This is a genomic window from Bacillales bacterium (assembly GCA_035700025.1).
Taxonomy (GTDB): domain Bacteria; phylum Bacillota; class Bacilli; order Bacillales; family DASSOY01; genus DASSOY01.
Genome location: DASSOY010000045.1, coordinates 1 through 17189 on the forward strand (window position 1 = coordinate 1; position 17189 = coordinate 17189).

Below are 17189 nucleotides of genomic sequence, written 5' to 3' on the forward strand. Positions count from 1 at the left end.
AAAATCAAAAACGGCGTCGTCACCGACTCCGACAGCTCTGAAGAAGCATCGGCCGAGGAACCGGCTGACGGCGACGACAAACGCATTTCAAGGGTGAGCCACTTGAAATTATAGTTTCCGCGAAAGGAGGAAACATCATGATCAAACTCAATTTGTTGTTCCTCACCGTTACCATTGCCCGCAAACCTACGCATCCGGCACAACGTTACGCGGACAAAATGCGCATTCAACAAATCCGCGAATCGAACGAAAGAAAACGATACGAAACGTTCCATATGTAAAGAAGACGCCGGTCGCCCGGCGTCCATTTTTTATCTCCAAGCCTCCACGTCCCACACTTTCGTCACCCATCCTTCGTAAAACGAAGGATCGTGCGACACGACGAGCACCGTTCCCTTATATTCACGCAACGCCTGCTCGAGCACTTCTTTCGCCTCGACGTCCAAATGGTTCGTCGGCTCATCGAGCACGAGCCAGTTGCTGTCGGCGAGCATCAGCTTGCACAGCCGCACCTTCGTCTGCTCGCCGCCGCTCAACGCCTTCAGCGGCTGAAACACGTGCTCGCTCTTCAGCCCGCACCGCGCCAGGGCCTGGCGAATTTCTTTTTGCGTCAAATCCGGGAACTGCGCCCCCACTTCCGCTAACGCGGAATGCTCGTCCTCCGTGTGATCTTCCTGCACGAAATACGCCGGTTTCACCCGGTCGCCGAGCGTCACCGCTCCGCTCACTGCCGCCAACTGCCCGAGCATCGTCTTCACCGTCGTCGTTTTCCCGACGCCGTTCCGGCCGACGATCGCCGCTTTCTCGCCTCTTTTCAGCTCGAGATCAACCGGCGCGTACAGCGGCTCTCCATAGCCCGCCTGCAGCCCTTCCGCTTTCATCACGACGCTCACCGGTTCGGACGCCACGCGGAACTTGAACTTCGGCCGCGGCAGCTTCGTCGGCTTGTCGATGCGCTCAATTTTTTGCAGCCGCTTTTCCCGGCTTTTCGCCTGCTTCGCCGTCGACGCCCGCGCTTTATTTTTTTGTATATACGTTTCTAACTGCTCAATTTCCTGCTGCTGACGCGTGTAAGCGTCGTAAATTTGTCTTTTTCGCATTTCGTGAGCCTTTAGAAAGTAATCATAGTTGCCAGGATAACGGAACAACGTTTGATGCTCGAGATGATAAATAATGCCGACCACTTCGTTCAGAAAGTCCGTGTCATGCGAGATCAAAATGAACGCATGCGGATACGATTTTAAATAATCGGTCAGCCATTCAATATGCGCCGTGTCCAAGTAGTTCGTCGGCTCATCAAGCAGCAGCACTTCCGGCCGCTCCAAAAGCAGCCGCCCCAGCAGCAGCTTCGTCCGCTGCCCGCCGCTCAGCTTTCCGACTTCCGTCTCCAAGCCGAGCGCCGTCAGCCCGAGACCGGCCGCCACCTCCTCCACCTTCGCATCAATGCCGTAGAAATCGTTGCGCTCCAGCTCATCCTGCAAGTTCCCGAAACGTTTTAACAAACGTTCCAGTTCCTCGCCTTCCGCCGACGCCATCTTTTCCGACGCCGCCAGCATCTCCCGCTCCGCTTCATACAGCCGCGCGAACGCGCTCCGCAAATCATCGCGAATCGTTTCCTCATCACGCAAATCCGCATGCTGCTCAAGAAAGCCTCGCCGCACGCCGGGAAGCCACTCAATCCGGCCTTCGTCCGGAATCACTTGACCTGACAACACCTTCAACAGCGTTGTCTTCCCGGCGCCGTTCGGGCCGACTACCCCGACGTGCTCGCCTTTCAATAAACGAAAGGACACGTTGCGGAAAATATTTTTATCACCAAATCCATGGGTCAATGCTTCAACATGAACCATACTCATTTTCAAATTCTCCTTTCTCTTCTCCAAACACGCACCAATCGCAAAGAGAAAAGAACGCAAAAAAAGACGGGTATCAAAACATACTCCGTCTCTTCATAAACCGCACGTTATGAAAAAAAGGATCTGTTTTTAACCGCTTAACGCTCCTTGCCATTGGCTTAAAAAAGGGCACACTACACCTGTGCTCAAGCCAACCCAAGTTGCATCACAGCGGAAAAACCCATCGATCCTTCACTCCTCGAAAATTTTATATTCACGACTTTACCACAGCGAACGGCAAATAGCAATAGGCACGGGCAACCGGGGTTGGTTAAATCCTCCATGATTGAACAACAGCGAATGCATCCAATCTAAGAAAAGAAACGGAGAAAGGAGAGGAATGATGACGAACGTACGAAGAATGCTTGCGGCGTTGGCAGTCGCCCTTCCGCTTTTGCTCATCGTTGCGGCAGGGGAAACAGGCGCCGAAGAGGCGGACGTCATTCACTTGCGGTTGCTGGAAACGACTGATTTGCACGGGTTCATCATGCCGTACAATTACGGCCAACAAAAGGAAGTCACCACGTACGGCTTCGCCTTGACGGCCTCCTTGATCAAGCAGGCGCGCAGCGAAGTGAAGAACAGTCTGTTGTTCGACATTGGGGATCTTTTGCAAGGGAGCTACCTCGACAAATTCGTCGCCGACAAAGGCTTGCTCCCTGACGAAGTGCACCCGATGATTCGGGCGATGAACTTGATGGGCTACGACGCGGCAACTGTCGGCAATCACGAGTTTAATTACGGAATCCGGTTCATGAACGAAGCGCTCGACGACGCCAATTTCCCTTATGTGAGCGCGAATTTGTTCTATGACGACAAAGACAAAAAGGCGAAAAACGACATTCCTTATTTCCGGCCGTACGTAATGCTGAATCGAACGTTACGCGATGAGAACGGACAGGAGCACGAATTAAAAATCGGCGTGATCGGCCTCACTTTGCCGCAAACAATTGCTTGGAACCGCCGCTTTGAAAGACTCGGCGGCATTTTGAAAACGAAAGACATTTACAAGACTGCGAAAAAATATGTGCCGATTATGAAAAAAGAAGGCGCCGATGTTATTGTTGCCTTGTCGCACAACGGGCTTGGCAAACCGAAAGTGATGAAGAAAAACAACGAAACGTACAGCCTAACGACAATCAAGGGCATCGATGCCGTCATGTTCGGCCATATTCATAAAGTGTTTCCGAGTAAAACTTTTGCCGGAATTCGCGGCGTCAACCTTGAAAAAGGCACGATCAACGGGGTCGCAGCCGTTGAAGCCGGCCGTTGGGGCAGCCACCTCGGCGTCATCGACTTAACGCTGAAAAAGAAAAAAAACGACTGGAAAGTCGTGTCCTCTCACGCCGAAGCCCGCCCGGTCTTCGATCCGAAAACCGGCCAAGCCCGCGTGCAGCCGAACCCCGAAGTCGTAAACGCCGTTCACGCCATTCACGAGGCCGCGCTCAACTACATGCTGTCGCCGTCCAGCGACTTCCTGCGCCCGCAAAAAAGCGTACAGCCGTAACTAGAACCTTTTCCTATCAAGCCTGTTGAGAAAGTTTCAACAGGCTTTTTTTTATCTGGCATCGTTCATAACCACAATTAGAAGAACGTTCGGATTTTGGAGGATGAAGCAGTATGGTCGATGGTACGCATTATATACAGTCTCCACTCATCATAAGGCTAATCGAAAATAAAAGTAAACTTGTAAAGATAATAGCCGCTACGGGAACGAATGGATACATGAAAGAAAGTAAGAACTTCGTTTCTCCCCCAAATAGTCCTCAATGTGTCTTGAGAAGACCAAAGATACTATACCATTACTTATAAGTACATTATTTTTTATTACCAATAACTATATTAATATATCTGCTATATGTTTTGAAGCATATAAAACTGTTTGAGCCCCGATACACAGGTAGGTATTTTGGACTAAATCTAATTTTACGCCTAATGACCTACACGAAAAACATTTGCTTTATGGTAGATTAATAGATAAATTGGAAAGATAAGGAGGAAATAAGGGGTAAAAGGAATTAAGTGACTATTAAAAAGAGGTGGTTTTTTGGTTAAAAAAATAATTTCCGCATTGTTTATTTCTTTACTATTCGTATCTGGTTTCTCATTTGCAAGTGAAAGAACTGTTAATGCTGCAGGACTAGACGTTACATATTTTTTTGCCCATGAGATGGCAGACCACGCCGCTCAAATGGCATACTACGCTATGAATGATACTACATTTCCACTTGGTACAGGGATTTATTTTGCTAAAAAGGAACAATCAGGTGGAGAATAGGATTATAAACAATACTTTGCTCCTGGATACCCATTTGTTTTTAATGGACTCACCGTTTACAACGAGGATTTAGGAAACATGCATTATGGTTTTGTAGGTAAGGCAGCTGGATTTAGTAACACCACTTTAAGGGCAGCAGCTGGGTTCGTGCAAATTACTAATGGTACTGCCAAAAAGGAATGGTTAACCACTTACTTTGATGATCCAAACGATCAGCATTGGATAAACTATGGTATTAACATGTGGGATGATCAATCTTTACCTATTCCTCCTGGTGGATGGGATAGCACTGATATTGCAACCCGGTCATCATCATCCAAATTGATTAATCCAATAAACGGTGAAACATATACTCGTCAAGAGTTAATAGACCTGTTGACACCTCAAGAGAAGAAGGACATCTTAAAGGATGTTAAAAGAATAACAAGAAAAATCCAAGCTAAAAATAATTAATTTAGGTAGGAGGACCTATTCTTAATTAGATAGGTTCTCTTACTATTTGTAATATAGTATACTCAATGTTGAGTTTCACATATCTTCAATATTTTTTAGGAGCATCTCATGAGAAAAGATTTTGAAGCACCAGAAAATCCCGATAAAGAAATTAAAAAAGCAAACAGATATGTACAAATTGGGTGTCTTTCTATATCTATTGTTTTTTTATTGCTTATAGGTTTTATAATTTATCATTATTTTTTTTCAATGAGTTCCTTACCGGAGGGTACTTTTGTAGAAAGTTATGAGTCACCGGGTGATACATATATCTTAAAGATTTATAGGGTTAATGGTGGAGCGACTGTTGATTTCGTCATTAGAGGTGAATTGCTAAACAAAAAAACTGGGGAAACCAAAAATATTTACTGGAATGAACAAAAATCCAAAGTTAAAGTAAGGTGGATTAATAAATTCATTGTTGAGATCAATAAAACAAAACTGGATGTAAGAAAAGATACTTTCGATTTTAGGCAACAATAATTTGATTCTCGTTTTAAGGAATTCCAACTGCCGCCGCACTTCACTCACTCCGTCGTTCTCTTCAAAATCGCCTGCTCGAACCACTTCCACGGCATTATCGCCTTCATCCGGATTGCCGCCTTCGTTCCCTTCCCGAGCGGGTAGCGGAAATCCGGCTGCTCCGCCTCGGCAATCTCGGCGATTTTCGCGGCCACTTCCTTCGGATCGCCCGCTTGCGCGACGATCTTTTTCACCCGCCGCGTCAACCGCTCCAATTTTTCCGCATACGGACTGTTTTCGATCGCCGCCATGCCGCCGATCCCTTTGTCCCATATGTTCGTCGCGTACGACCCCGGCTCAACGATCGCCACCTGCACGCCGTACGGCTGCATTTCCAGCCGCAGCGCTTCGCTGAAGCCTTCCACGGCGAACTTCGACGCCGCATACGCCCCGAGCCCCGGCATCGCAATCCGCCCGCTCACGCTGCTCACTTGAATGATCGTCCCGCTTCCGCGCTCGCGCATGCCCGTCACGACCGCCTTCGTCATCTCGATCAAGCCGAACACATTCGTCTCGAACTGGCTGCGCCACTTCGCCATCTCGACGTCCTCGACGAAACCGCCGACGGCGAAGCCGGCGTTGTTCACAAGCACGTCAACCGTGCCGACTGCCTTCACGGCCGCCTCAATTTGCGTCGATTTCGTCACATCAAGCGGCAGCGTCTCGATCCTGCCCTCGACGCCTCGCGCTCTCGCCTGCTTCAGCAACTCTTCTTTTTTCTGTAAATCACGCATCGTCGCGGCCACATGAAAGCCTCTTTCCGCCAGCACGAGCGACGTCTCCAAGCCGAATCCCGAAGAAGCACCGGTCACCATTGCGATTTTCAATGAAAAAACCCCCGTATCTATGACATGATTTGTCACAATGATAAGCTATACTAAAGTAAAATGAGTAAGAAAGGCAGATGATCCATGAACGAAGTCCAGCAGTTAAAAAAATTGTTGTTTGATGAACTCGACGTCGCCGTTCGTTCGACGGCAGGATTGCTTGAGAAAGTAAAAGCGGAAGACTGGAGCTACCAGCAGCACGAAAACATGCGTACGCTTCGCGAACTCGCCCAACATCTTGTCCTGCTTCCTGAAACTGATCTCGCGATCTTGCAAGAGAAAACGGAAGACGAAGTGAAAGCGATCGAAGCGCGCGAACTGGCGGATGCCTCGGAAATGATAGCAACGATGAAAGAAGGCTATAACGCGTTGACCGCATATTTCGAGTCGCTTAGCGACGAAGAGTATTTGGAGAAGGAAACGCGGCCGTTCTACATGGACCACGCCTCCACCCAAGCAAAGTGGCTGACGGAAATCGTCACCCACGCCTTCCACCACCGCGCACAGCTGTTCACCTACATGAAACAGCTCGGCTATGACATCAACATGTTCAACTTATATGTATAGTGCTGCATCCCCCGTCAAGGGGATGTTTACATTTCTTCCTGCGTACGATGAATGAGCTCCTTGAGGTCGGTAATGCGATTTTTCCCGCCTTCCGATCGATTGAGCAAATCGAGCAACGCAATCAAATCCAGCAGCTTCGCGAGCTTCCGCCATTCGTCCGGCAATATGCCCCCAGCCTCGGTGTATCCTTTTATAAAATCGACCTCAAAACCCGAACCCGGCCGTTCATACCGAAGCATGTTCCCGATGTCGCCGAGCGGCGAAGCGGCAAAAGCAAACTCCCAGTCGATCACCGCCGCCACGTCCCGGCCCTCCGGCGTCGTCAGCAAGTTCCACACGTTGAAGTCGCTGTGCACGAGCACCGCGTCGTCTTCGACGACCCGCAGCATCTCCGCATGCTCCTCCACAAACCGCCGCAGCCGCTCGGCTTCCGCCTCGCCGAGCCACTGCCCGGCCCGCCCGTTCGCCAGGCTGTCGCCCGCGAACGCGCGCAGCATTTCCGGTCCCGCCGCCAACGGCTCCGTGACCTGCAACGCTTCGCTCAAGAACCCCGGCTTCTCGAACGAGAAGCCGTGAATCGCCGCCAGCGCTCGCCCCGCCGCTTCCGCGGCTTCCCGCTTGTCTTCGGCTTCGTTCATCGGCCGTCCGTCGATCCATTCGAGGAAGGCGAACGGCCGGCCGATGATTTCGCAGCGGTCGTCGAGATGCAGAAATGCCGGAACCCGCACTCGCTCCGCAACGAGGCGATGAATCGCCGCCTCTTTGCGGCACGTCGCATCCGCGTTCCGGTATACCCGCAACAGCATCGGTTCGCCGCCTCCGCGCAACCTCACCTGAAAATTGCTGTTGCTGAACCCGCCGCCTGCCGGCGCAAACGACGCGACGGCTGCGCTCGGCATAAACGCGTGCACCATCCGCTCCACCGTCTCGCGCGAAAGATCCATCCGCTCATACACTCGCTCCCAATTATCTTTCAAGCCGCATCCCCTCACTTTTTTCTTTCATCATACCACGACCCGGCTTTTCAGCCGGGTCACTCCATCTCCTATACACGCAATTGATGCCTAGCGGCATCCATTCGCCCGTGTTCCGTCACTTGCAAGTAAATTTCTTCGAGCGAATGAACGACGCCGCGGTCGTCTTTGAACAAAATATGCTCAGGCTTGAAATGTACCGGGGAATCTAATCCGGCAGCTGCGGCAATGCGAAACAACCCTTTTCGCATCGTAACAATGTAATTGGTGACTCGATACTTCTTTTCATCGATGACAAGCGCTCGCTGCAGCTTCGGATCGGTCGTCGCCACGCCGACCGGGCAAATGTTGGCGTGACATTTCAGCGTTTGAATACAGCCGACGGTTATCATAAATGCCCGGGCGTTGTTGATTAAGTCAGCCCCCATCGCTAACGCGACGGCCATCCGGTCCGGCGTGAACAATTTGCCGGAGGCAATAATCTTCACTCGGTCGCGTACCCCGTGCCGGCGCAGCGTCGCATCGAGTATCGGCAGCGCCGATCGGATCGGCAAGCCGACGCTGTCCATCAACTCCTGGTAAGAGGCACCCGTCCCGCCTTCGCCGCCGTCGACGGTAATAAAATCCGGCCCCTTTCCGGTTTTCGCCATGTACGCCGCCAATTCCTCGACGGAGTCGTTTCGGCCGACGACGATTTTAATGCCGACTGGCTTGCCGGTAAAGCTGCGGATTTCTTCGATGAAATCAATCATTCCGCGAACGTCGTCAAACTCGTGAAACCGGTTTGGACTGTCGATTGACTTGTACGGCTCCACATGGCGAATTCTTGCTACTTCCGGTGTCACCTTGTCGCCGTCGACATGACCGCCTCGCGCTTTTGCGCCTTGCGCCAACTTAATCTCGAACGCCTTCACTTGGTCCATCGCTGCTTTTTCGGCAAGATCGTCCCAGCTGAAGCGGCCTTTTTCGTCGCGAAAACCGAACAACCCCGGGCCGATCTGGGAAATGATGTCGACGTCCCCTTTCACGTGATACGGTGACAACCCGCCTTCACCGGTGTTCATCCATGTCCCTTTCGCCATACCCAGCCCTTCGGAGAGCGCCGTTAACGCCCGGTCGCCGAGCGAGCCGAAACTCATCGCCGACATGCCGATCAAGCCTTTCGCAACGAAAGGATGTGCCGTATGCGGTCCTACGATAACATGGTCGTCCTCATGAAGCAGAAAAGCCGACGTCCGATGATCCGACCAATCTTCTTTTCGTTGGCCGAACAACGGATCGCTAACGAGAATGTACCGTTTCGTATCGATTTTCGTGTTCCGGTCCATTTTCAACTCTTCCATCTGTTTCGGAAACATCGCATTCGCCACGTAATAGCCTTCGTCCTCGAAATCCCGCTGTGAACCGAACCCGTGCACATCTCTTTGGTATTTCGCACTTCTTACGATGTGCTGATAATCGTTGCGTGAAAACGGCTTTCCTTCCGTATCGCTGTTAAACCAGTATTGGCGCATCTCTGGACCGATTTTTTCAAGAAAATAACGAATCCGTCCAAGGACCGGATAGTTTCTTAATACCGGATGTTCATCTTGCGTCCGGTCGGTGATAAATAAAACGAACACCATTACGCCGGCAGCGAAAATGCAGAGCAGCAACAGCACACACGCAATAATGGTGATCCAATCGGCAATATTCATCCGAAATTCCTCCTCGATATTCAACGTCCGTAATCGGACAATGGCAACATTACCATGCCGCTAACCCGTAAATGCGCATCCGAAAATACGACGCCCCGCAGTCCAAGCTCATGAGCGGCAGCCGATTTCCCATACGGGAGCATCCGAAAGCCTTGAAAGGCAGCCGGCCGAAGCCATGTTCAGTCGTCCTCAGTGCAGTCAACGCTTATTTTTTATAAAAATGAGGCAGATTATACCCTTCAAACTGCTGAACTGCACCCTGTCTACTGTTTCTCCACAATAAAAAAAAGACCCATCGCATGGATGAGCCCCCTTTCCTAGTACTACGATCAAGCCTGTTTCGATGCCTCGATTTGAATCGCGATGTTCACATCATCACCGATCAAGAAACCGCCCGTTTCCAACGCGGCGTTGTACGTCAAGCCGTAGTCGCTCCGTTTGATCTTGCCTGTACCGCTGAATCCGGCCACTTCATTGCCCCACGGATCTTTGCCTTGTCCTTCAAAGGTGACCTTGAACGTTTCCGAATTTGTCACCCCGTGTAAGTCGAGATCCCCGGTGACCTCGTATTCGTCGTCGCCCGTTTTCGTAATTTCCTTAGCCTGAAAGGTCATCTTCGGATGGTTCTCCACATCAAAGAAATCGGCCGAACGCAAATGGTCGTCTCTGCCTTTATTTCGAGTGTCCACACTAGACAGGTCAACGCTGAAGGCAATCGTTGCCGTCGTCAAATCAGCGGGATCGGCTTCGATTGAAGCCTCGAAGTCGTGAAATGTTCCTTTTGTCTTTGAAACCATCATATGTTTGACGGAAAAATCGAGGCTGCTGTGAGCCGTGTCGACTTGCCATTTTTCAATTGTCATTTGTAAATCTCCTCTCGTATTATCGCAAAGTTGAATGCTTATTTTCTCCGTGACCAAACTGCCATACGCTCTGACTTAAATTGCCGTATCGATAACTCCGGTGCAACAATTGCGCTTTCCGATCCGTGTGTGACGCGCCGATCGCATAAAACAACGGAACGAAATGTTCTTTTCCATAAGGCGGGACGGCCTGTTCCGCATACGGAGCCGCTTTCTCATAGTTAAAAAGCGCATCCACATCCCCTGTGACAAGACACTCAGAAAGCCAGTCGTCAAAGGCCTTCGCCCACGCATCCACCGTCTGATCGTCTTTCCTCATGTTGACCGCCCGCAAATTGTGTACGGTACCCCCGCTGCCAATAATAAGAACATCCTTTTCCCTTAATGGTGACAAGGCCCGCCCGATTCGCTCTTGTTCAACCGGTGTCAGGTTCGGATTTACCGACATGGAAACGACCGGCACATTCGCATCCGGAAAAAGCATTCGCAAAACGACCCATGCCCCATGATCCAGTCCCCGGCGGGAATCGAATTCTGCGTTTATTCCGTTCTCGCTGAGCAATGCCTTCACTTCGCCTGCGATTTCAGCATGCCCTTTGGCAGGATAGCGAATGTCATAAAGCTCCTTCGGGAACCCTCCGAAATCATGAATCGTTTCATATTCATTCACGTTCCCTACCTTTTGAACATCGCTTTCCCAATGGGCGGAAAACAATACGACCGCCTTCGGCCGGGGGAGCTGTTTACCGAGTTGTGTCAAAAATTGTGTATAATCGTTATCCTCAATCGCCAACAACGGAGCTCCATGCGCAATAAATAACGACGGAACCATTGTTTCACCTCCTCTCGCTTGATTATTTTAAGTCTCTATAATTTTGTAAGCTAATAGGTTCTATAGTTAGGTTAATATAGTTACTTACTTTTGTCAAGTGTGTTATAATAAAAAATAAGAATGGGGGATTGATCATGGACGATCTGAAATTGTGCCCGAAATTCGAATCAGCCTTTACCTTGCTCGGCAAACGCTGGACCGGCCTGATCATACGGTCCCTTTTGTCCGGTTGCAACCGGTTTGGGGAATTATCGGAAATGATTCCGCACATGAGCGACCGCATGCTCGTGGAGCGGTTGAAAGAATTGGAGTCGGTCGGCATCGTCAAAAGAACCGTTTATCCGGAAACCCCTGTCCGGATTGAATACGAATTGACCGAAAAAGGGAAGGATCTGGAAAATGTAATGGATGAGATTCAAGCCTGGGCCGATAAATGGGTAGCCCGCGAATCATAAATGAAGGCGTCAAACACAGGAAGTGAACCCCCGGTTTGACGCCTTTTCGATTTCTTACGATACTTTTTTCTGATTTGGTTTGAACTTGCCGCTCAGCTCCGCACGTAATTCATCCACAAATGCGAAAGCTTTCTGTTCCGGGGCTTTTGTGAAAAGACTGACACCGACGAAAAGCACGGTCGAAACGAGCAAGCCCCATACACCTGCGCCGAGTTTCAATGGCACAAGCCCTTTGAATTCTAAAATTAACACGACGACAGCACCGACGGAAACACTTGTAATGACGCCAGCCGCGGTCCCGCGCTTCCAGAAAAACGCGCCGATGATCGCCGGTACGACGACGATCAAACCAGCCGAAGCGGCCACCGAGAGCACCGCAATCAAGTTCAATTTCAACTCCGCAAAAGCGAAAGCGAGAATCGCGATGATCGGAATGATGATTTTGCCGGCAAGGAGCTGTTCCGCTTCGCTGCTCGTTTTTTTCATATTGCCGTAAACGTCGCGGGCAAACAACGAAGACAACGTTAACAATATCGAGTCAATCGTCGAAATCGCTGCCGCAAGAATGCCGATCATGACGATGACACCAAGCACCGGCGGCACAAGATCCGAAGACAACAACATCGGAGTCGCCAAGTCGGCGCTTTTCAGCTCAGGAAATTTCACCATCGCCGAAAATCCCCAAAGCACGGAAACGAACGTGTAAATGAATCCGAAGATCAAGAATCCGATGAGCATTTGCCGCAACCCTTTCAACGAACCGGGCATAAACAGACGCTGGCTCACTTGCGGATTCGACAAGCTGAAGAAAAACCACGGAAGTGTCAGGCTGATAAACGTAAAGATGTTGAAAAAGCCATTTCCTGGTACGCTCAACGCCTTCGGATGGTTGGTTTGGATGTTGGCGAACAGCGTATCAAAGCCGCCGAGTCCGAAAATAACGAGAAGCGCAACGAGCGTGGACGTGATGATCATGATGATCGCCTGCAGCGAGTCCGTCCAAACGACGGAACGAATTCCGGCCGCATAAGAAAAAATAATTGCAAGCGCTGTTGCGATGACGACCCCGACCGTAAACGGGATTGCATTGTGTGTGATGCCTTGCAAAAGGTAGCCGACGCCTGCAAGCTGCACCGCGCTGTAAGGAATCAAGAACAAACAGCTGACAAGTGAAATGATCGAGGCGGCTTTTTTGCTGCCGTAGCGATCACCGATCATTTCCGACGGGGTGACGTACCCGAATTTTTTACCGGCCAGCCAAAAGCGCGGCCCAAACAATGCAACGAGCGAAACGCCTGTAAAATAAACAATCTCAAAACCGAGCGCACCGACGCCGCCTTTGTAAGTCAAGCCGGCCAATCCGACCATCATGAACGCACTGTACGTCGTCGCACTGTAACTCAATGACGAAAGAATGCCGTTCATCTTCCGGCTGCCGAGAAAATAACCGGTCAAATCCCCCGTCTGTTCGCTCCGCGACAAATAAGCGACGAATAACGCCAAAAAGATATAAAGAACAATCCCCCAGACGACAAGACTCAAGCTCATGTCATTCCCCCCAATCTCTCGTAATCGCCGCGTTCGCGACAATGATAAAGAATGCAATCAGTCCCCACAAAAGGAAGCTTCCGTACCATGCATTCACGCCGGACAGCACCGTGTAAGGCAGGACATAGGCCAGCACGATGAGCAATCCGACAAAAACCCCCCACCACTTCTTCATCCGTTCATCTCACCTTTCAATTCAGTTCTGTTGATATTGTGAATCATTGAGCATGTGTGAACGCATTTTATTATCGCACACAACTTTACAGGTGTAAAGACATCTGATTTCATAAAATTTACGCCGATCATGGCAGCTTTGTTCTTTAAGATTCTCACGTGACGATCCGCACCGAATCGCCGCGCTTCACTTCCCCTTCCCGCTCAACAACCGCGATCAGCCCTCTTCGCCCGCTCGCCGCCTTCACAAACTTGGCGGCCAGCTTCTCGCGTCCCGGAAAATGTTCGGCGATCACTTTTCCAGGGTGGACGCACGGGCGCGCCACCCCCTCGCACAGCAAGCCGGCGCCGCCGTCAAACAGAAAACGGGCGCCCGCCGGAACTTCCGTCAAGTCCGGCATACCTTCCAAACAAACATTCGCGCCGAGCCATTCCGGCTCGACGCGGTCGACGCCGAGAGCCTCGGCAATCTGCGCGCATTCCTCAACCGACACGAGCGTCAGCTGGCGGCGATTGAAAATCTCCGTGCCCCGCTCGTACATCGACTCGCGCACACCGGCCTTCTTCGTCCAGCCGAAATGCCGGTCTCCGGGGATGCCGCCGAACGCCAATTTTACAAGATTTAATGCTTTCGTAACAAACGATCCTTCCTCATCGGCGATATAAACGCCTTTGACTGAAGCCTTCTGTTCAGCCAACCGAACCGCCTCCTCTGCCGTTTTTGTTTCATTATGATGTCATTTCCCTTGGAATGCAAAGAAAAGTTAACGCTTTTGTAAATCGGCTGTCGTCAGCAAAGGGAATGTAGAGAACGAAGAACTTAAAAGAGACAAAACCATACAAACGGTGGTGGAGAAAACATGACTTACCATAGAGAAGCTTACTATGACAACGCCAAATGGATTTTGATTTTACTTGTCGTTTTCGGCCACTTGATCAGCCCGATTCGAAACGAAAACCCGCTGCTCTCGACGCTGTACACGACAATTTACTTGTTCCACATGGCCGGATTCATTCTCATCTCCGGGTATTTCGCGAAAAATTTCCGGAAACGCGGACATCTCACGAAACTGGCAAAAAAGGTGTTGCTGCCGTACGTCATTTTCCAAGTGATGTATTCCGTCTTTTATTACGCAATTAATGTCATCAAAGGCGAACCCGCCGGCTTCGATTACAATTTGGCGATGCCGCATTTCACCCTTTGGTTTTTGATCAGCTTGTTTTGTTGGAACGTGCTGTTGTATGCCTACGGCCGCTTTCCGTCATGGACAGTCTTCGTCGCCTTTGCCGCCGGCCTCGCGATCGGCTTCATCGACATCAACAAATTCCTGAGCATTTCAAGAACGTTCGTGTTCTTCCCGTTCTTCTTGCTCGGCTATTATTTGAAGCCGGAATTCTTTCAAGAGCTGCGCCGGCTGCCGCTTCGCTTGATCGGAGGCACCGCCTTGCTTGCGATGCTTGTGCTGTTTTATTTTTACACGCCGCCCCATTACACGGCATGGCTCGAATGTGCCTATTCGTATCAACACATTGGCGTCCCGGGCTGGGAAGGAGCTTTGATCCGTCTTGCGCAATACGCGCTCATGCTGTCGGCGCTTTTCAGCTTCTTGACGCTCGTCCCAGCCAGGCAGTTGAGCATTACCGTCCGCGGCACCCGGACGTTGTACGTTTACTTGCTGCACGGGTTCGTCATTCAGTTGATCCGGCAATTCCTGCCGCACCGATGGTATGAAGCGCTGTCACCGCACTTGCTCGTGTTTATCATTCCGGCGCTCGTTCTCACGTACATGCTGACGAGCCGGAAAACACGAAAGGTCGCCAAACCGCTCGTCGAGCTGCGAACTTAACATTGATCGCCCCGCCCCCGTCGGATAAGATAGATGGTAAACAAGGGAGGCGGGGGAACCGATGCTCATCGAAATGAAAAACGTTTCTTATATAAAAGAAGGGCAGCCGCTGCTCACGGACATCGACTGGTCGGTCAAAGAAGGCGAGCATTGGGCGATTCTCGGGTTGAACGGCGCCGGGAAAACAACATTACTCCAACTCGTTTGCGGCTATTTGTACCCGTCGAAAGGCACGATTCGACTGTTCGGCAAAACGTTCGGAAACTATCCGCTCGGCCTGCTGCGAAAACAAATCGGCTGGGTCAGCACTTCTTTTATGGATAAGTTGAAGCATCATCCGCATGCGACAGCGGCAGAAGTCGTGCTGAGCGGCGCCTATGGATCGATCGGACTGCACGAAGATCCTTCGCAGGAAGAAATCACGCAAGCGTTAGGGATCGTGGAAGCACTTGGGCTTGATAAAATTCGAGCCCACACCTTCGCCAGCCTGTCCCAAGGCGAACAGCAGCGCGTCCTCATCGGACGCGCGCTCATGGCTCGGCCCCGCCTGCTCATCCTCGACGAGCCGTGCGCCGGCCTCGATTTCCTCGCAAAAGCTTCGCTTTTGCGGACGATCGAGCAGCTGGCGGCCGAGCGCCGGACGACGGTGCTCTACGTGACGCACCAGCTCGATGAAATTTTGCCGATGTTCCAGCGGACGCTGCTCGTGCGCGACGGCAAAATTTTCTCGCAAGGCGCGACGCGCGCGCTGCTCACCTCGGCGACGCTGTCCGCCTTCTGCGGCACGCCGCTAAACGTGCATGAAAGAAACGGCCGTTTCTTTCTTGAGTTGGGATAGAAAAACGCTTTCCGGATTACATCATCGAGGCACGAAGCGTGCTCACGCCGTTTTCCAAGTACGCCTTGAGGCACGACAACATGTACGTCCAGCCGCCCTTTTGATCAATCAATTTTTCAACGACGACGGGATCGTTTTCGTCGAAACCCGATTCTGTCACTTCGAGAATCGTGCTTCCCTCATTCAGCGGTCGAAACACCATCGCCACGGACGTTTCGCCCCAGTCGAAAACGATTTTCTCGTTTTCGACGACTTCCTTCACGTGAATGACGCCTTCGGCGCCGTATTCCTCATAACGCCACGTGATCGTCTTGCCTGCTTCCACCCGGCTCGTCCCCGAGGAAAACCAGTAATTCCCCATCTTTTCCGGATCGGCGACCGCTTCAAACACTTCAGCGGCCGGCTTGTTGATTTTCATCTTCGTCGTCATTTCTGTCACCATCCGCACCTCACGCCTTTCTTTCATACCGGCCAGCAGCACCGGTTTTCTTTTTATTTTATAATAAATCATTCGGGAATCACACGGTCGTTGATCATGACTTCGTCGACCTCGGATTGGCCGCCGATTTCTCCAGTCCGCCGACAGGTCAAATCGTCCTAATTCGCGCGCGTCACCGCAGCTCCGCCGTAGCCGATCAAAGCGGCGGTCGCTTCCATCGATGCGGCGGTCGCTTCCATTCATCGCCGTTTGCTCCAATCAGCGCGGCTTTCGCTCCAGTCAACACCGTTTTCGCTCCAATCAACACCGTTTTCGCTCCAATCACCACCATTTTCACTCCAATCAGCACGGAAATCTGTGGATAACTCCATTTGCGCCCTCATTCAGGCAGGTGAAAGCAGAAAAAATTGCCGTTGATCCTCCAAAAGGAGACCAATCCGGGGCATTTGCGCAGCAAAAATCAGCCATCCGGCCAACCATCCGAGACTTGCAGCGGCTATGGATCATCCGCCGACAGGTGAAATCGTCCTGATTCGCGCGCGTCACCGCAGCTCCGCCGTAGCCGATCAAAGCGGCGTTTGCTCCCATCGATGCGGCGGTCGCTTCCTTCCACGCCGCATTCGCTCCAATCAACACCGTTTTCGCTCCAATCACCACGGAAATCTGTGGATAACTCCATTTGCGCCCTCATTCAGGCAACCAACGCAAAGAGCAAAGGACACCAATAACATGGCACCCGCCGAAATTTTTTTAGACAAGCGGTTGAAAACCGACTAAACTAGGAAGTGAAACGGAGGTCAAAAAATGAAAGCAGAAACACCGCGAATTTTGTTTATTGGCGCCGGAAGAATGGCAGAAGCGATTCTCGCGGGATTAGTCAGTCACGAAAAATTCGACCGCGAACAGTTGATGATTGCCAACCATACGGATAACGAAAGACT

Annotated in this window: 20 protein-coding genes and 1 pseudogene; 9 read left to right on the plus strand and 12 right to left on the minus strand. The window is 51.1% G+C overall.

Features of this window, described 5'->3' with window-relative positions:
* The first annotated feature begins 137 nt into the window (after positions 1–137).
* Positions 138–281 (plus strand): hypothetical protein, encoded by a 144-nt coding sequence (locus VFK44_07335; GenBank protein HET7628186.1) that lies wholly within the window; start codon positions 138–140, stop codon positions 279–281.
* A 30-nt stretch (positions 282–311) separates the two neighbouring features.
* Here VFK44_07335 and VFK44_07340 read toward each other — a convergent pair whose 3' ends face one another.
* Entirely contained in the window at positions 312–1856 is a 1545-nt protein-coding gene (locus VFK44_07340) for an ABC-F family ATP-binding cassette domain-containing protein (GenBank protein ID HET7628187.1), read from the minus strand.
* Positions 1857–2238: 382 nt separating this feature from the next.
* Here VFK44_07340 and VFK44_07345 point away from each other — a divergent pair, with 382 nt between their 5' ends.
* From VFK44_07345 to VFK44_07360, 4 genes and pseudogenes are all read left to right on the plus strand, one after another.
* Positions 2239–3402 (plus strand): metallophosphoesterase, encoded by a 1164-nt coding sequence (locus tag VFK44_07345; GenBank protein HET7628188.1) that lies wholly within the window; start codon positions 2239–2241, stop codon positions 3400–3402.
* A gap of 540 nt (positions 3403–3942) precedes the next feature.
* Entirely contained in the window at positions 3943–4173 is a 231-nt protein-coding gene (locus VFK44_07350) for a hypothetical protein (protein HET7628189.1), read from the plus strand.
* Positions 4174–4218: 45 nt separating this feature from the next.
* Positions 4219–4626, plus strand: a pseudogene (locus VFK44_07355) (polymorphic toxin type 44 domain-containing protein).
* 108 nt (positions 4627–4734) lie between these two features.
* Positions 4735–5148, plus strand: a complete 414-nt coding sequence (locus VFK44_07360) for a DUF5412 family protein (GenBank protein ID HET7628190.1) — start codon at positions 4735–4737, stop codon at positions 5146–5148.
* A 44-nt stretch (positions 5149–5192) separates the two neighbouring features.
* Here the strand turns inward: VFK44_07360 and VFK44_07365 are convergent, their stop codons facing one another.
* Positions 5193–6014: an SDR family oxidoreductase gene (locus tag VFK44_07365; protein ID HET7628191.1), complete on the minus strand. Its 822-nt coding sequence runs from the start codon at positions 6012–6014 to the stop codon at positions 5193–5195.
* 84 nt (positions 6015–6098) lie between these two features.
* Between VFK44_07365 and VFK44_07370 the strand changes: the two genes are divergently transcribed.
* A complete protein-coding gene (locus VFK44_07370) occupies positions 6099–6581 on the plus strand; it encodes a DinB family protein (GenBank protein HET7628192.1) in 483 nt (160 codons plus the stop codon).
* 26 nt (positions 6582–6607) lie between these two features.
* Here VFK44_07370 and VFK44_07375 read toward each other — a convergent pair whose 3' ends face one another.
* The 4 genes from VFK44_07375 to VFK44_07390 form a co-directional block, all read right to left on the minus strand.
* Positions 6608–7558 carry an aminoglycoside phosphotransferase family protein gene (locus VFK44_07375; protein HET7628193.1) on the minus strand — a complete coding sequence of 317 codons (951 nt, stop codon included), beginning with the start codon at positions 7556–7558 and terminating at the stop codon, positions 6608–6610.
* Between the two features lie 68 nt (positions 7559–7626).
* The gene (locus VFK44_07380) at positions 7627–9252 is read right to left on the minus strand and encodes an FMN-binding glutamate synthase family protein (protein ID HET7628194.1); all 1626 of its coding nucleotides are present in this window, start codon (positions 9250–9252) and stop codon (positions 7627–7629) included.
* A gap of 329 nt (positions 9253–9581) precedes the next feature.
* On the minus strand, positions 9582–10115 hold the full coding sequence (locus tag VFK44_07385) for a YceI family protein (protein ID HET7628195.1): 534 nt from the start codon (positions 10113–10115) through the stop codon (positions 9582–9584).
* Between the two features lie 19 nt (positions 10116–10134).
* Entirely contained in the window at positions 10135–10947 is an 813-nt protein-coding gene (locus VFK44_07390; protein HET7628196.1) for a class III extradiol ring-cleavage dioxygenase, read from the minus strand.
* Positions 10948–11081: 134 nt separating this feature from the next.
* On the opposite strand from VFK44_07390, the gene VFK44_07395 reads away from it, so the two are divergent.
* Entirely contained in the window at positions 11082–11402 is a 321-nt protein-coding gene (locus tag VFK44_07395) for a helix-turn-helix domain-containing protein (GenBank protein ID HET7628197.1), read from the plus strand.
* Positions 11403–11456: 54 nt separating this feature from the next.
* On the opposite strand, the gene VFK44_07400 is transcribed toward VFK44_07395, so the two are convergent.
* The 3 genes from VFK44_07400 to VFK44_07410 form a co-directional block, all read right to left on the minus strand.
* Positions 11457–12950: a sodium:solute symporter family protein gene (locus tag VFK44_07400; GenBank protein ID HET7628198.1), complete on the minus strand. Its 1494-nt coding sequence runs from the start codon at positions 12948–12950 to the stop codon at positions 11457–11459.
* 1 nt (position 12951) lies between these two features.
* Complete coding sequence (locus tag VFK44_07405) at positions 12952–13125, minus strand: hypothetical protein (protein HET7628199.1); 174 nt, start codon at positions 13123–13125, stop codon at positions 12952–12954.
* A 154-nt stretch (positions 13126–13279) separates the two neighbouring features.
* Complete coding sequence (locus VFK44_07410; protein HET7628200.1) at positions 13280–13822, minus strand: MOSC domain-containing protein; 543 nt, start codon at positions 13820–13822, stop codon at positions 13280–13282.
* Positions 13823–13984: 162 nt separating this feature from the next.
* On the opposite strand from VFK44_07410, the gene VFK44_07415 reads away from it, so the two are divergent.
* Positions 13985–14971 (plus strand): acyltransferase family protein, encoded by a 987-nt coding sequence (locus tag VFK44_07415; protein ID HET7628201.1) that lies wholly within the window; start codon positions 13985–13987, stop codon positions 14969–14971.
* A gap of 61 nt (positions 14972–15032) precedes the next feature.
* Positions 15033–15809, plus strand: a complete 777-nt coding sequence (locus VFK44_07420; GenBank protein ID HET7628202.1) for an ATP-binding cassette domain-containing protein — start codon at positions 15033–15035, stop codon at positions 15807–15809.
* 16 nt (positions 15810–15825) lie between these two features.
* Here VFK44_07420 and VFK44_07425 read toward each other — a convergent pair whose 3' ends face one another.
* The 3 genes from VFK44_07425 to VFK44_07435 form a co-directional block, all read right to left on the minus strand.
* Entirely contained in the window at positions 15826–16320 is a 495-nt protein-coding gene (locus tag VFK44_07425; protein HET7628203.1) for an SRPBCC family protein, read from the minus strand.
* A gap of 124 nt (positions 16321–16444) precedes the next feature.
* A complete protein-coding gene (locus tag VFK44_07430; GenBank protein ID HET7628204.1) occupies positions 16445–16579 on the minus strand; it encodes a hypothetical protein in 135 nt (44 codons plus the stop codon).
* 165 nt (positions 16580–16744) lie between these two features.
* Positions 16745–16927 carry a hypothetical protein gene (locus VFK44_07435; protein HET7628205.1) on the minus strand — a complete coding sequence of 61 codons (183 nt, stop codon included), beginning with the start codon at positions 16925–16927 and terminating at the stop codon, positions 16745–16747.
* Positions 16928–17189 lie beyond the last annotated feature (262 nt).